This is a genomic window from Pseudomonas putida, from assembly GCF_022627325.1.
Lineage (GTDB): Bacteria > Pseudomonadota > Gammaproteobacteria > Pseudomonadales > Pseudomonadaceae > Aquipseudomonas > Aquipseudomonas putida_X.
The window spans coordinates 116804-131034 of the sequence record NZ_JAETZZ010000007.1; the positions used below are offsets into that span (position 1 = coordinate 116804).

The 14231-nt window shown below is 61.6% G+C and carries 13 protein-coding genes; all 13 read left to right on the forward strand.

Annotation, left to right across the window (positions count from 1 at the left end; all coding sequences use genetic code 11):
* The first annotated feature begins 30 nt into the window (after positions 1 to 30).
* The 13 genes from JNA92_RS12920 to JNA92_RS12980 all read left to right on the forward strand — a co-directional run bounded on the left by JNA92_RS12920 (position 31) and on the right by JNA92_RS12980 (position 14038).
* Positions 31 to 912, forward strand: a complete 882-nt coding sequence (locus tag JNA92_RS12920) for an ABC transporter permease subunit (protein ID WP_241805185.1) — start codon at positions 31 to 33, stop codon at positions 910 to 912.
* Entirely contained in the window at positions 909 to 1802 is an 894-nt protein-coding gene (locus JNA92_RS12925; RefSeq protein WP_241805022.1) for an ABC transporter permease subunit, read from the forward strand. The genes JNA92_RS12920 and JNA92_RS12925 overlap by 4 nt, the downstream gene beginning before the upstream one ends.
* Positions 1803 to 2004: 202 nt before the next feature.
* Complete coding sequence (locus JNA92_RS12930; protein WP_241805023.1) at positions 2005 to 3093, forward strand: efflux RND transporter periplasmic adaptor subunit; 1089 nt, start codon at positions 2005 to 2007, stop codon at positions 3091 to 3093.
* Positions 3090 to 4157, forward strand: coding sequence for an efflux RND transporter periplasmic adaptor subunit (locus JNA92_RS12935; protein WP_241805024.1), 1068 nt, complete (start codon positions 3090 to 3092; stop codon positions 4155 to 4157). The genes JNA92_RS12930 and JNA92_RS12935 overlap by 4 nt, the downstream gene beginning before the upstream one ends.
* Entirely contained in the window at positions 4154 to 7219 is a 3066-nt protein-coding gene (locus JNA92_RS12940) for an efflux RND transporter permease subunit (RefSeq protein WP_241805025.1), read from the forward strand. Before JNA92_RS12935 ends, JNA92_RS12940 begins: the two co-directional genes overlap by 4 nt.
* A gap of 184 nt (positions 7220 to 7403) precedes the next feature.
* Entirely contained in the window at positions 7404 to 7586 is a 183-nt protein-coding gene (oscA, locus tag JNA92_RS12945) for a sulfur starvation response protein OscA (protein WP_119688096.1), read from the forward strand.
* A 48-nt stretch (positions 7587 to 7634) separates the two neighbouring features.
* Entirely contained in the window at positions 7635 to 8642 is a 1008-nt protein-coding gene (locus tag JNA92_RS12950; protein WP_241805026.1) for a sulfate ABC transporter substrate-binding protein, read from the forward strand.
* A gap of 100 nt (positions 8643 to 8742) precedes the next feature.
* Positions 8743 to 9561: a sulfate ABC transporter permease subunit CysT gene (gene cysT, locus JNA92_RS12955; RefSeq protein ID WP_161871732.1), complete on the forward strand. Its 819-nt coding sequence runs from the start codon at positions 8743 to 8745 to the stop codon at positions 9559 to 9561.
* 11 nt (positions 9562 to 9572) lie between these two features.
* On the forward strand, positions 9573 to 10442 hold the full coding sequence (gene cysW / locus JNA92_RS12960; RefSeq protein WP_241805027.1) for a sulfate ABC transporter permease subunit CysW: 870 nt from the start codon (positions 9573 to 9575) through the stop codon (positions 10440 to 10442).
* A 3-nt stretch (positions 10443 to 10445) separates the two neighbouring features.
* Positions 10446 to 11435, forward strand: coding sequence for a sulfate/molybdate ABC transporter ATP-binding protein (locus tag JNA92_RS12965; protein WP_012312241.1), 990 nt, complete (start codon positions 10446 to 10448; stop codon positions 11433 to 11435).
* Positions 11436 to 11600: 165 nt separating this feature from the next.
* Positions 11601 to 12182, forward strand: a complete 582-nt coding sequence (locus JNA92_RS12970; protein ID WP_241805028.1) for an alpha/beta hydrolase — start codon at positions 11601 to 11603, stop codon at positions 12180 to 12182.
* A 63-nt stretch (positions 12183 to 12245) separates the two neighbouring features.
* Entirely contained in the window at positions 12246 to 13076 is an 831-nt protein-coding gene (locus tag JNA92_RS12975; RefSeq protein WP_241805029.1) for a sigma 54-interacting transcriptional regulator, read from the forward strand.
* A gap of 176 nt (positions 13077 to 13252) precedes the next feature.
* Positions 13253 to 14038 (forward strand): MetQ/NlpA family ABC transporter substrate-binding protein, encoded by a 786-nt coding sequence (locus JNA92_RS12980; protein WP_241805030.1) that lies wholly within the window; start codon positions 13253 to 13255, stop codon positions 14036 to 14038.
* Positions 14039 to 14231: the final 193 nt, after the last annotated feature.

Sequence of the window (14231 nt, forward strand, 5' to 3'; positions counted from 1 at the left end):
CGCAAGCTCAAGCGAGCCTTCCAGCGCCTTATTCCCGAGGGGCGGCACCTGGTGATCGGCGTGCCGTTCATCTGGCTGTTCCTGTTCTTCATGCTGCCGTTCTTCATCGTGCTGAAGATCAGCTTTGCCGAAGCCGACGTGGCGATCCCGCCGTATACCGAGATCTATAGCTACGTCGAAGACAAGGTGCAGCTGGTAATCAACCTGGCCAACTATGGCCTGCTGACCGACGATGAGCTGTACATCTCGGCTTATCTGGGCTCGTTGAAGATGGCCTTCATCAGCACCGTGCTGTGCCTGCTGATCGGCTATCCGATGGCCTACGCGATCGCCAACGCACGCAAGGAAACCCAGACCGTGCTGTTGCTGCTGATCATGATGCCGACCTGGACCGCGATCCTGATCCGCGTCTATGCCTGGATGGGCATCCTCAGCAACAACGGCCTGCTCAACGGGTTCTTGATGTGGACCGGGCTGATCGACCAGCCGCTGCAGATCCTCAACACCAACCTGGCGGTGTATATCGGCGTGGTCTATTCGTACCTGCCGTTCATGATCCTGCCGCTGTTCGCCAACCTGGTAAAGCACGATCAGAGCCTGCTCGAAGCCGCATCGGACCTGGGTTCGAGCACCTTCAACAGCTTCTGGAAGATCACCGTGCCGCTGTCGAAAAACGGCATTATCGCCGGCTGCATGCTGGTGTTCATCCCGGTGGTGGGCGAGTTCGTCATTCCCGAACTGCTGGGCGGCCCGGAAACCCTGATGATCGGTAAGGTGCTGTGGCAAGAGTTCTTCAACAACCGTGACTGGCCGGTGGCATCTGCCCTGGCGGTGGTGATGCTGTTGATCCTGATCGTACCGATCCTGCTGTTCAACCGCAGCCAGGCCAAAGAGATGGAGGGCAGGGCATGAAGCGCTTCAGTTTCTCCAAGCTGATGCTGGTGCTCGGCTTGTTGTTCATCTACCTGCCGATGCTGATCCTGGTGATCTATTCGTTCAACGCCTCCAAGCTGGTAACGGTGTGGGGTGGCTGGTCGGTCAAGTGGTACGTCGGCCTGCTCGACAACACCCAGCTAATGGGTTCGGTGATGCGCTCACTGGAGATCGCCTGCTACACGGCGGTGGCGGCGGTGGCTTTGGGTACCCTGGCAGCCTTCGTGCTGACCCGGGTCACCCGCTTCAAGGGCCGCACGCTGTTCGGTGGCCTGGTCACTGCACCGCTGGTGATGCCTGAAGTGATCACAGGCCTGTCGCTGTTGCTGCTGTTCGTGGCCATGGCGCAGACGATCGGCTGGCCGCAGGAGCGTGGCGTGGTCACCATCTGGATCGCCCACACCACGTTCTGTGCGGCCTATGTGGCAGTGGTGGTGTCGGCGCGCCTGCGAGAGCTGGACCTGTCGATCGAAGAAGCGGCCATGGACCTGGGTGCCAAGCCGTGGAAGGTGTTCTTCCTGATCACCATCCCGATGATTGCGCCGTCGCTGGCGGCGGGTGGCATGATGTCGTTCGCCCTGTCGCTGGATGACCTGGTACTGGCGAGCTTCGTTTCCGGGCCTGGTTCGACCACCCTGCCGATGGAAGTATTCTCCGCTGTGCGCCTGGGCGTGAAGCCGGAGATCAACGCCGTGGCCAGCCTGATCCTGCTGTCGGTGTCGTTGGTGACCTTCATGGTCTGGTACTTCAGCCGCCGCGCCGAAGAGCACCGCCGCAAGGCGATTCAGCAGGCGATCGAAGAGGGGGCTGCTGCCAACGTTTCGCAGCCGCAGATCAAGCGCCCGACGGCCACCGCTGCGTCGGCCTGAGTGCGCTAGCTACGGCCGGGCCCGCTTCCAAAGGACGTTGCACGCCGCAAGGGCTGCATCAGTCCAGTGGGAGCGGGCTTGCTTCAGGGCCCGCCTCCCCGCCATGGCCGCCCAACTGACCCTGGTCAGTGTTTTTTCTGAACCCTGATCTACGCTAACAGTCGCATCCCACGAATCATTTGCGCGCAAGCTAGGAGCCTGCATGAGGGTGACGCGTTCACTGTTGGTTGTAGGCTTGGGGCTGCTTGGCCTGCTGACAGGTTGCAGCAAGGAAGAGGCTCCCGAGGTTTTGCCACGGGTGGGGGTACTGCAGGTCCAACCCACTGACTTCGCCGCCAGGGTCACCTTGACCGGCGATGTGCAGGCGCGTGTGCAGACCGATCTTTCGTTTCGCGTGGGTGGCAAGATCATCTCGCGCAGCGTTGACGTGGGCGATCACGTGAAGGCCAACCAGGTGCTGGCCCGGCTGGACCCCAAAGACCTGCAGAACAATGTCGATTCGGCCAAGGCCGAGGTGTTCGCCGCTCAGGCGCGCGTCACCCAGACCAGCGCGGCCTTCGTCCGCCAGCAAAAGCTCTTGCCCAAGGGCTACACCAGCCAGAGCGAATACGACGCCGCCGAAGCATCGCTGCGCAGCAACCAGAGCGCGCTCAAGGCGGCCCAGGCGCAACTGGCCAATGCCCAGGAGCAACTGAGCTATACCGCCTTGGTGTCAGAGGCCGATGGGGTGATCACCGAGCGCCAGGCCGAGGTCGGTCAGGTGGTCCAGGCGACCATGCCGATATTCAGCCTTGCGCGTGATGGCGACCGCGATGCTGTCTTCAATGTCTACGAGTCCCTGCTGGTGGCGCCGCCGAGCGATGCCGGTGTCATGGTCAGCCTGCTCGACGACCCCAAGGTCCAGGCACAAGGCTTTGTCCGGGAAATTACCCCGACCGTATCGGCGCAGAGCGGCACGGTCCAGGTCAAGGTGGGCCTGCGTGATGTGCCTGCGGCCATGCTCCTGGGTTCACCGGTTACCGCCACGGCCAACACGCAAGGGCGGCCGAGCATCGAATTGCCCTGGTCGGCACTGACCAAGGCGTTGCATGAGCCTGCGGTGTGGGTGGTTGGCGAAGGCGACAAGGTTGAGTTGCGCAAAGTCCAGGTAGCCCGTTACCTCACCGGCAAGGTTGTCATTGCCCAAGGCATACAAGGCGGGGAGACGGTAGTCGTCAGCGGTGGCCAGTTGCTGCATCCCGGTATGCAGGTCGAGAAGGTCGATGCCAAGGACGGAGGCGCCGCGCCATGAACAAAGTACTGTTGCTGTGTGCGGCAGGCTTGCTGTTGACGGCCTGTGGCAGTGAGGAAGATCAACCTGAAGCCGTGCGCCCTGTGCTGTCGACCGTGGTCGAGGCCCAGGCGCAGTCGCAGCTTGGCCGCTTTGCCGGCACCATCCAGGCACGCTATGAAAGCACCCTGGGCTTCCGGGTGGCCGGGCGCATTGCCCGGCGCTGGCTGGATGTGGGGGCCCAGGTAAAGCCGGGCGACACGCTTGCCACCCTTGACCCCACCGACCAGCAAAACCAGCTGCGCGCTGCCGAAGGCGACCTGGCCAGGGTCCAGGCGCAATGGATCAACGCCCAGGCCAATGCCCGCCGGCAACAGCAGCTGTATGACCGCGGCGTCGGCGCCCAGGCCCAGTTGGACATTGCCCAGACCGACCTGAAAACCACCGGTGCGAGCCTGGAGCAAGCGCGCTCGGCGGTCAGCCAGGCGCGTGACCAGCTCGATTACAGCACCCTGCGCAGCGACCATTCGGCGGTGATCACGGCGTGGCAGGCAGAGGCCGGGCAGACGGTTACCGCCGGCCAGGCGGTGGTCACGCTGGCGCGACCAGACATCAAGGAAGCGGTGATCGACCTGCCCATCGGCATTGCCGAGCAGCTGACCAAGGACCTGACGTTCACGGTCGCCTCGCAACTGGACAACAGCATCAATACCACCGCCACGCTGCGTGAACTGGAACCCCAGGCCGATGCCGCGACGCGCACCCGGCGTGCCCGCCTGACCCTTGCCAGCACTCCCGATGCCTTCCACCTGGGCACCGCGATTAGTGTCACCTTGACCTCGGCGATCACCCCGCGCAGCGAACTGCCGCTGAGCGCGCTGCTCGAGCGTGATGGCAAGACCCAGGTATGGGTCATCGACCCACAGCAAAAAACCGTCGCTACCCGTGACGTCGCCCTGCTGGAACGCTCCGCCGACAGTATCGTGCTGGCCTCTGGAGTGCAGCCTGGTGAGCGGGTGGTCACTGCCGGTGTCAACAGCCTCAAGCCTGGCCAGAAGGTCACCTTCGACGAGGAAGCGCAATGAAAGGAAGCTTCAACCTGTCCGACTGGGCGTTGCGCCATCAATCTTTCGTCTGGTACCTGATGTTCGTCGGCCTGCTGATGGGGATTTTTTCCTACTTCAACCTTGGCCGCGAAGAAGACCCGTCGTTCACCATCAAAACCATGGTGATCCAGACCCGCTGGCCGGGCGCGACCCAGGATGAAACCCTGTACCAGGTCACCGACCGCATCGAGAAAAAGCTCGAGGAGCTGGACTCCCTCGACTACACCAAGAGCTATACCCGCCCGGGTGAGTCGACCGTCTACGTCTACCTGCGAGACACCACCAAAGCCGCCGACATCCCGCAAATCTGGTACCAGGTGCGCAAGAAGATCCAGGACATTCGCGGCGAATTCCCCCAAGGTATCCAGGGCCCAGGGTTCAACGACGAGTTCGGCGATGTCTTCGGCTCGATCTACGCGTTCACCGCAGATGGCTTGACCTTGCGCCAGTTGCGCGATTACGTGGAGCAGGCCCGTGCCGAGGTGCGCGAGGTCCCCAATATCGGCAAGATCGAGCTGGTCGGCACCCAGGATGAGGTGCTCTACCTGAACTTTTCCACGCGCAAACTGGCCGCGCTGGGCATCGACCAGCGCCAGGTCATGCAGGCCCTGCAGCAACAGAACGCGGTAACGCCGGCCGGGGTGATCGAAGCAGGCCCAGAGCGGATCTCGGTGCGCACCACTGGGCAATTCGCCTCAGAGAAAGACCTGCAAACGGTCAACCTGCGCATCAATGACCGCTTCTTCCGCCTGGCCGATATCGCCGATATCGAGCGCGGCTATGTCGACCCGCCGTCACCGATGTTCCGTTACAACGGCCAGACCGCGATTGGCCTGGCCATCGGCATGAAGGCCGGCGGCAACATCCAGGTATTCGGCGCCGCACTCAAGAAGAAGATGGACAGCATCGTCAACGACCTGCCCGTTGGCGTAGGCGTTCATACCGTGTCCGACCAGGCGGTGGTGGTGAAAGAGGCGGTTGGGGGCTTCACCAGCGCACTGTTCGAGGCCGTGGTAATTGTACTGGCAGTGAGTTTCGTCAGCCTTGGCGTGCGAGCAGGGCTGGTGGTGGCCTGCTCGATCCCGTTGGTGCTGGCCATGGTCTTCGTGTTCATGGAGTACAGCGGCATCACCATGCAGCGGATCTCGCTCGGCGCGCTGATCATCGCGCTGGGCCTGCTGGTGGATGATGCAATGATCACCGTCGAGGTCATGGTCACACGCCTTGAGATGGGCGAGAGCAAGGAACAGGCTGCGACCTTCGCCTATACCTCGACCGCGTTCCCGATGCTCACCGGTACCCTTGTGACCGTTGCCGGCTTCGTGCCGATCGGCCTCAATGCCAGTTCAGCAGGCGAGTACACCTATACCCTGTTCGCGGTGATTGCCGTGGCGCTTATCGTGTCCTGGGTGGTGGCGGTGTTCTTCGCGCCCGTGCTTGGCGTGCATATTCTCAAGAGCGACAAGCTCAAGGGCCATGAGGCGGAACCCGGCCGCGTCGGGCGAGCGTTCGAAGGTGGGTTGCTGTGGTGCATGCGTCACCGCTGGCTGACCATCGTCGGCACCATCCTGCTGTTCGCACTGGCGCTGTTCAGCATGCGCTTTGTGCAGAACCAGTTCTTCCCGTCCTCGGACCGTCCGGAAATCCTCGTCGACCTCAACCTGCCGCAGAATGCCTCGATAGAGGAGACGCGCAAGGTGGTCGATCGCCTGGAGGCAAAGATCAAGGATGACCCTGACATGGTGCGCTGGAGCACCTACATCGGCCAGGGCGCCATCCGTTTCTATCTGCCGCTGGATCAGCAACTGCAGAACCCGTACTACGCCCAGCTGGTCATCGTCAGCAAAGGCTTGGAGGAGCGTGCGGGCATGATGGCGCGCCTGCAGAAGCTGTTGCACGAAGAGTTTGTCGGCATCGGCACCAACGTGCAGTCGCTGGAAATGGGCCCGCCGGTAGGGCGGCCGATCCAGTATCGGGTCAGCGGCAAGGACATCGACCAGGTGCGCAAACATGCGATCGACCTCGCCACCCTGCTCAATACCAATGAGCACATCGGCGAGATGATCTACGACTGGAACGAGCCGGGTAAGGTGCTGCGCATAGAAATCGCCCAGGACAAGGCGCGCCAGCTCGGGCTGTCGTCCGAGGACGTGGCCAATGTGATGAACAGCATCGTCAGCGGCGCGCCGGTCACCGAGGTCAACGACAACATCTACCTGGTGGACGTGATCGCCCGTGCGGTGGACAGCGAGAGGGGCTCCCCAGACACCCTGCAGAACCTGCAGATCGTCACGCCCAGCGGCACGTCGATACCCTTGCTGGCGTTCGCCACGGTGCGCTACGAGCTGGAGCAGCCGCTGGTATGGCGCCGCGACCGCAAACCTACCATCACCATCAAGGCATCGGTCAACGGCGACATCCAGCCTACCGACCTGGTCGCGCAGCTCAAGCCGAAGATCGACGAGTTCGCCAGCCAGTTGCCTGTCGGTTACGAGGTGGCCACAGGTGGTACGGTGGAGGAGAGCGGCAAGGCACAAGGGCCGATTGCCAAGGTCATCCCGCTGATGCTGTTCCTCATGGCGACGTTCCTGATGATCCAGCTGCACAGTGTGCAGAAGCTGTTCCTGGTGGTCAGCGTGGCGCCGCTGGGGTTGATCGGTGTGGTCGTGGCACTGGTGCCGACGGGCACGCCCATGGGCTTCGTGGCGATTCTCGGGATACTCGCGCTGGCGGGGATCATCATTCGTAACTCGGTCATTCTGGTGACCCAGATCGATGAGTTCGAAGCGCAGGGCTACTCACCCTGGGATGCGGTGCTCGAAGCCACCAACCACCGTCGCAGGCCGATCTTGCTGACTGCTGCAGCGGCCAGCCTGGGCATGATCCCGATCGCTCGTGAGGTGTTCTGGGGGCCGATGGCCTACGCCATGATTGGCGGCATCATCAGCGCAACGCTGCTGACCCTGCTGTTCCTGCCGGCGCTTTACGTGGCCTGGTACAAGATCCGCGAGCCACAGCACAGCGAAGAACCTGCGGCGTGACTTTTGTGGGGGTTGGGTACGACAGCCCCCATGAACGCTTCGAACTGCTAATCAAAAATGGTTATATAAAAATTCTTAAAGAGTATTTTTAAGAATAACTACGCCTGTCTACTATCGCTCCCAAGCCAGGCGCAAATCCCCTTCAAACATGTCTGCCCGGCACCTCACTCACAGGAGAGCGAGCATGAGTGCATCAGTGCGCAGCATCGACGGTCAGGACGAAGCCACCATTTTGCGTGAGATCCAGAGCGCCTTGCGCGATCTGCGTTTCGGTGCAGTGGAAATCACCGTGCACAACGCCCAGGTCGTGCAGATCGAGCGTAAGGAGAAGTTCCGCCTGCAACAGCCCGGCAACAAACCCAGCTGATCACGCACCACACACAAAATTAGAAAAATGCCAATCGGGAGCTTCACCATGTCCATCCGCCGTTATGCACTCGCCGCTTTGGCCAGTGCTGTTTTTGCCGGTTCCGCCATCGCCAAGGACTACGAACTGCTGAACGTGTCCTACGACCCGACCCGTGAGCTGTATCAGCAATACAATGCTGAATTCATCAAGCATTGGCAGCAGTCGCACCCGGATGACAAAGTGAAGATCCAGCAGTCCCATGGCGGCTCGGGCAAACAGGCCCGCGCGGTAATCGACGGCCTGCGCGCCGACGTCGTGACCCTGGCCCTGGCGGGTGACATCGATGAGATCGCCAAGCTGGGCAAGGCCTTGCCGGAGGACTGGCAGAAGCGCCTGCCGGACGCCAGTACCCCGTACACCTCGACCATCGTGTTCCTGGTGCGCAAGGGCAACCCGAAAGGCATCAAGGACTGGGGTGACCTGATCAAGAAGGACGTTTCGGTCATTACCCCCAACCCTAAAACCTCCGGTGGCGCTCGCTGGAACTTCCTCGCTGCCTGGGCCTACGGCCTGAAGCAAGGTGGCAGCGAAGCCAAAGCCAAGGAGTACGTGCAGGAGCTGTTCAAGCATGTGCCGGTTCTGGATACCGGCGCCCGTGGCTCGACCATCACGTTCGTCAACAACGGCCAGGGTGATGTGCTGCTGGCCTGGGAAAACGAAGCTTTCCTGGCGCTGAAGGAGGACGGCGGGGCCGACACGTTCGAAATCGTCGTGCCTTCGCTGTCGATCCTGGCAGAACCCCCTGTGGCGGTGGTCGACAAGAACGCTCAGAAGAAGGGTAATGAACAGATCGCCGAGGCGTACCTCAAGCACCTGTACAGCCCGGCTGGCCAGAAAATCGCTGCCGAAAACTTCTACCGCCCACGTGACGCGAAGGTCGCAGCCGAATTCGGCAAGCAATTCCCTAAACTGGATCTGGTAACCATCGACAAGGACTTCGGTGGCTGGAAGACGGCACAGCCCAAATTCTTCAATGATGGCGGTGTGTTCGACCAGATCTATCAGGCGCAATAAGCGGCCATGGAACAGCGGGGCCGCCTTGCGGCCCAGGATTCACAAGCCTGCACCCGCCTGGCATGACTGCCGGGCTTGGTGCGTTCAACCAGGGATCTTTATGTCACGTCGCATTTCCCCTGTCATACCCGGCTTCGGGCTGACACTGGGCTACACCTTGGTGTATCTCAGCCTGATTGTGCTGATACCGCTGGCCGCCATGTTCGTGCATGCCGCGCAGCTTACCTGGGAGCAGTTCTGGAACATCATCAGTGCGCCGCGCGTGATCGCCGCGCTCAAGCTGAGTTTCGGCACCGCCCTGTTCGCGGCCATCATCAATGGTGTCATCGGTACCCTGCTGGCTTGGGTGCTGGTGCGCTATACCTTCCCTGGGCGCAAGATCATCGATGCGATGATCGACCTGCCGTTCGCTCTGCCCACGGCCGTTGCGGGTATCGCCCTGACCGCGCTTTATGCCCCGGCAGGCTGGGTCGGTCAGTTCGCCACCGACCTGGGCTTCAAGATCGCCTACACCCCTCTGGGCATCACCCTGGCGCTGACCTTCGTCACCCTGCCGTTCGTGGTGCGTACCGTGCAACCGGTGCTGGCGGACATCCCGCGGGAAGTCGAAGAGGCTGCTGCCTGCCTGGGCGCCAAACCACTGCAGGTGTTCCGCCACGTACTGGCACCGGCCCTGCTGCCGGCCTGGCTCACCGGGTTTGCCCTGGCCTTTGCCCGTGGTGTGGGCGAGTACGGTTCGGTGATCTTCATTGCCGGCAACATGCCGATGAAGACCGAGATTCTGCCGCTGCTGATCATGGTCAAGCTCGACCAATACGACTACACCGGCGCGACTGCCATCGGCGTACTGATGCTGGTGGTTTCCTTCATCCTGCTGCTGCTGATCAACCTGCTGCAGCGCCGCATTGAAACCCCTTGAAGGAGGCCGGCATGTCCAGTTCATCCCTGACTACCGCCGACGCCAATGCCGCACGGCGTGGCAGCGCCACCTCGCGGCGCATCCTGATCGGCCTCGGCTGGCTGGTGTTCGCACTGTTTCTGCTGCTGCCGCTGGTGATCGTGGTGTCGCAGGCGCTGAAGAACGGTTTCGGCACCTTCTTCGAGGCGATCTTCGAGCCTGATGCCTTGTCGGCGCTGAAGCTGACGCTGCTCGCGGTCGTCATCTCGGTGCCGCTGAACCTGGTATTCGGCGTCAGCGCCGCCTGGTGCGTGAGCAAGTACACCTTCCGCGGCAAGAGCATCCTGGTCACCCTGATCGACCTGCCGTTCTCGGTATCGCCGGTCATCGCCGGCCTGGTCTACGTGTTGATGTTCGGCGCCCAAGGCTTGTTCGGGCCTTGGCTGCAGGATCACGACATTCAGATCGTCTTCGCTTTGCCGGGCATCGTGTTGGCGACCATCTTCGTCACCGTGCCCTTCGTTGCCCGTGAGCTGATCCCGCTGATGCAGGAGCAAGGCACCCAGGAAGAGGAGGCTGCGCGCCTGCTCGGCGCCAACGGCTGGCAGATGTTCTGGCACGTGACCCTGCCCAACATCAAGTGGGGCCTGATCTACGGTGTGGTGCTTTGTACCGCGCGGGCCATGGGCGAGTTCGGTGCGGTATCTGTGGTCTCGGGCCATATCCGTGGCGTCACCAATACCTTGCCGCTGCACGTGGAGATCCTCTACAACGAGTACAACCACGTCGCGGCCTTCAGTGTGGCCAGCCTGTTGCTGATCCTGGCGCTCTTCATCCTGCTGCTCAAGCAGTGGAGCGAGAACCGTATTAACCGCCTGCGCCATAGCGCAGCGGAGGAATAAGTCATGTCGATCGAAGTTCGTAACGTCAGCAAGCGCTTCAACAGCTTCCAGGCCCTGGACAACATCAACCTGGATATCCACAGCGGTGAGCTGGTGGCCCTGCTCGGCCCCTCAGGCTGTGGCAAGACCACCCTGCTGCGCATCATCGCCGGCCTGGAAACGCCGGACGACGGCAATATCGTGTTCCATGGCGAAGACGTATCCGGCCACGATGTACGCGATCGCAACGTCGGTTTCGTGTTCCAGCACTACGCGCTGTTCCGCCACATGAGCGTGTTCGACAACGTTGCCTTCGGCCTGCGCATGAAGCCCAAGGGCGAGCGCCCGAGCGAGAGCAAGATTGCCGAGAAGGTGCATGAACTGCTGAACATGGTGCAGCTGGACTGGCTGGCGGACCGCTACCCCGAACAGCTTTCCGGTGGTCAGCGCCAGCGTATCGCCCTGGCCCGCGCTTTGGCGGTGGAGCCCAAGGTGCTGCTGCTCGATGAGCCGTTCGGAGCCCTCGATGCCAAGGTGCGCAAGGAATTGCGCCGCTGGCTGGCGCGTTTGCACGAGGACATCAATCTGACTTCGGTATTCGTGACCCACGACCAGGAAGAGGCCATGGAAGTGGCCGATCGCATCGTGGTGATGAACAAGGGGGTGATCGAGCAGATCGGCTCCCCAGGGGAAGTGTATGAAAAGCCGGCCAACGACTTCGTCTACCACTTCCTCGGCGACTCCAACCGCCTGGCGTTGAGCGAGGGGCATCATGTGCTGTTCCGGCCACACGAGGTGTCGCTGTCGCGCCATGAAACAGAAGGGCACCATGCCGCCGAGGTGCGTGATATCCGGCCATTGGGCGCGACTACCCGGGTGACCTTGAAGGTGGAAGGGCAAAGCGAGCTGATCGAGGCCGAGGTGGTCAAGGATCACGACAGCCTGACCGGCCTGGCGCGAGGTGAAACACTGTTCTTCAGGCCGAAGGTCTGGCAGAAGGTGGCGGATATCTGAGCCGCGTAAACGATTTGGGGCCGCAGAGCGGCCCCAATAACGCTGAAAGGTTGGCATTCTCGTATTGATTTTTGGTTATTAGCAAATGCCTACTTATTCCTTTACCAGTATAAGCGCCTCCCTATACTTTGCCTCTCAGCACACAAATTCACAGGAGGCGCCCCCATGCGCAATGAGTCCATTCGCTACCTGATTGTGCCGGGTTGGCAAGGCTCGCCAGACAACCATTGGCAGAGTCACTGGCAACGCACCTTGCCCAACAGCGCCCGGGTCGAGCAGCAGGACTGGCTCACCCCACAGCGCCAGGACTGGGTGCAGGCGTTGGAGCAGGCAATCGCTGCCGAACCCTCGCCAGTGATACTCGTTGCCCATAGCCTGGGCTGCATCACGGTCGTCCATTGGGCTGCCCAGGCCACGCCGGCCTTGCAGCGGCGCGTGCGCGGCGCGCTGTTGGTTGCCCCGGCGGATGTCGAGCGGCCGACCTGCTCGCCCGCCCTGCGCAACTTCGCGCCGATCCCGCTGCAGGCCCTGCCGTTTGCAAGCCAGGTGATCAGCTCGGACAACGACCCGGCCGTGAGCGTGCCGCGCGCCCTGTACCTGGCCCAGGCTTGGGGCGCAGAAGCGGGGTTGCTGAGCAATGCAGGGCATATCAACGTCAAATCCGGGCATGAGCGCTGGGAGCAGGGTTTTGCCTACCTGTATCGCTTGCAAAGCCGTGTGGAACAGCGCGCGCTGCGCCGCGCCTGACCGGCACCCCTGTCTATCGTTTGCCTGACGCCCTGCCCGCTGAGGCCTGGGCGGGAGTTAGTCATGACTTTTCAAAACCCGTTTGGCCAGCCGCTGCTGACCTTCCCTGAACTGGACAAGAGCCCGCTCAGCATTCGTGCCAAGGCGCTGGTGTTCATCGACCCACGCTCGCAGCAGGTGCGTCAGGCGCTGGAATACCTGGCACCGCAAGCCCTGCCGGTGCTGATCCGCGGTGAAACGGGGACCGGCAAGGAGTTGCTGGCACGGCAAATTCACCGGGCCAGTGATCGTGCCGGGCTCTTCGTCTCGGTAAACTGCGCGGCCATCAGCCCTACCTACGCCGATGCCGAGCTGTTCGGCTACAGTGCCGGCACCCATGGTGGCACCGCCAGCAGCCGGGCGGGCTGGTTCGGCTCGGCCAACGGCGGCACGCTGTACCTGGACGAAATCGCCGACTTGCCGTTGGCGATCCAAGGCAAGCTGCTGGCCGCGCTGGAAAACCGCGAGGTCACCCGTGTCGGTGCGCATCAGCCGCAGCCGGTGGACGTGCGTCTGGTGGCTGCGACCAGCATTGACCTGGCGCGGGTTGTAAAAGCGGGCAGATTCAACGAACGCTTGTACCAGTACTTGCGCGAGGGCGCGCTGGAGCTTCCTCCGTTGCGTGAGCGCTGCGGCGATATCCTGCCATTGGCTGAGTATTTCGTGGGCATCTACTGCGCACGCCTGCAGCGCCCGGTGCCGTTGATCAGCGAAGCGGCGCAGCAGGTGCTCGAAGCCCACGCATGGCCCGGCAATACCCGCGAACTGGAGAACATCATCCACTTCGCCCTGCTGGTCAATGACAGTGGACAGATCCAGCCAGAGGACCTCGACCTGCCGAACACCGCACGCTAGACATGGCTCATAAGCAAATGGGCTAATGGCAATTTGCTTTTGGAATAAGCAGCTAATTAAAAGGTATTGTTGCGGAATAAAAATTCTCGGTATCTTGCGCCCCACGCCCGCTGATGAAACGGTTGGGCACCTGACTTCGCCATCACCGATGGCCCAGAAACAAAACAAGGACCACCATGAAGAAGACCCTGCTGACCACCGCCCTGGCCGCTGCCCTGTCGTTCTCCGGCCTGGCTGCCGCCGCCGAAAAACTGGTGGTTGCCGCTACCCCTGTGCCCCACGCCGAAATTCTGGAGCTGATCAAGCCGACCTTGGCCAAGGAAGGCGTGGACCTGCAGATCAAGGTCTTCACTGACTACGTACAACCCAACGTACAGGTAGATCAGAAGCGTCTGGACGCTAACTACTTCCAGACCCTGCCTTACCTGAAGAGCTTCAACGAAGGTAAAGGTACCCATCTGGAAACCGTGATCGGCGTGCACGTCGAGCCGTTCGGTGGCTACTCGAAGAAGATCAAGAACCTGTCCGAACTCAAGGATGGCGCTACCGTTGCCATTCCTAACGAAGGCAGCAACAGTGGCCGCGCCCTGATCCTGCTGCAGAAGGCTGGCCTGATCACCCTGAAAGATCCTAAAAACGCCCTGGCCACGCCGAAAGACATTGCCGAGAACCCGAAGAACCTGAAGTTCAAGGAACTTGAGTCGGCCATGCTGGCGCGTGTGCTGGACCAGGTGGACCTGGACATGATCAACACCAACTACGCCCTGGAAGCTGGCCTGAACCCGGCCAAAGATGCGTTGGTGATCGAGGGTAGCGATTCGCCGTACGTGAACTTCCTGGTGGCCCGCCCGGACAACAAGAACAGCGAGGCGATGCAGAAGCTGGCCAAGGCCCTGACCAGCCCCGAGGTCAAGGCATTCATCGCCAAGAAGTACAGCGGTGCGGTGCTGCCGGCGTTCTGATACGCCTGCTTACCCCTTGTACGAAAAACGCCGACGCATTTGCGTCGGCGTTTTTTTTTTGCGGTGGCCCAACGCTCAGCGTTGGCTACCCAGTGCCCGGCTCAATGCCAGCAGCCACAGCAGTTGTTCGTTGGCGTCAGTCGGGCAGGGGCTTTTCATCGTTATCGTCCTTGTAGTGTGATGGCCATGCGGA

Excerpts from the sequence above, each read along its gene's own strand:
- JNA92_RS12950 (WP_241805026.1), top strand. The coding sequence starts at position 7,635 with ATGTCCATCCGCCGTTATGCACTCGCCGCTTTGGCCAGTGCTGTTTTT.
- JNA92_RS12940 (WP_241805025.1), top strand. The coding sequence starts at position 4,154 with ATGAAAGGAAGCTTCAACCTGTCCGACTGGGCGTTGCGCCATCAATCT.
- JNA92_RS12935 (WP_241805024.1), top strand. The coding sequence starts at position 3,090 with ATGAACAAAGTACTGTTGCTGTGTGCGGCAGGCTTGCTGTTGACGGCC.
- JNA92_RS12930 (WP_241805023.1), top strand. The coding sequence starts at position 2,005 with ATGAGGGTGACGCGTTCACTGTTGGTTGTAGGCTTGGGGCTGCTTGGC.
- oscA (WP_119688096.1), top strand. The coding sequence starts at position 7,404 with ATGAGTGCATCAGTGCGCAGCATCGACGGTCAGGACGAAGCCACCATT.
- cysT (WP_161871732.1), top strand. The coding sequence starts at position 8,743 with ATGTCACGTCGCATTTCCCCTGTCATACCCGGCTTCGGGCTGACACTG.
- JNA92_RS12975 (WP_241805029.1), top strand. The coding sequence starts at position 12,246 with ATGACTTTTCAAAACCCGTTTGGCCAGCCGCTGCTGACCTTCCCTGAA.
- JNA92_RS12980 (WP_241805030.1), top strand. The coding sequence starts at position 13,253 with ATGAAGAAGACCCTGCTGACCACCGCCCTGGCCGCTGCCCTGTCGTTC.
- JNA92_RS12965 (WP_012312241.1), top strand. The coding sequence starts at position 10,446 with ATGTCGATCGAAGTTCGTAACGTCAGCAAGCGCTTCAACAGCTTCCAG.
- JNA92_RS12970 (WP_241805028.1), top strand. The coding sequence starts at position 11,601 with ATGCGCAATGAGTCCATTCGCTACCTGATTGTGCCGGGTTGGCAAGGC.
- cysW (WP_241805027.1), top strand. The coding sequence starts at position 9,573 with ATGTCCAGTTCATCCCTGACTACCGCCGACGCCAATGCCGCACGGCGT.
- JNA92_RS12925 (WP_241805022.1), top strand. The coding sequence starts at position 909 with ATGAAGCGCTTCAGTTTCTCCAAGCTGATGCTGGTGCTCGGCTTGTTG.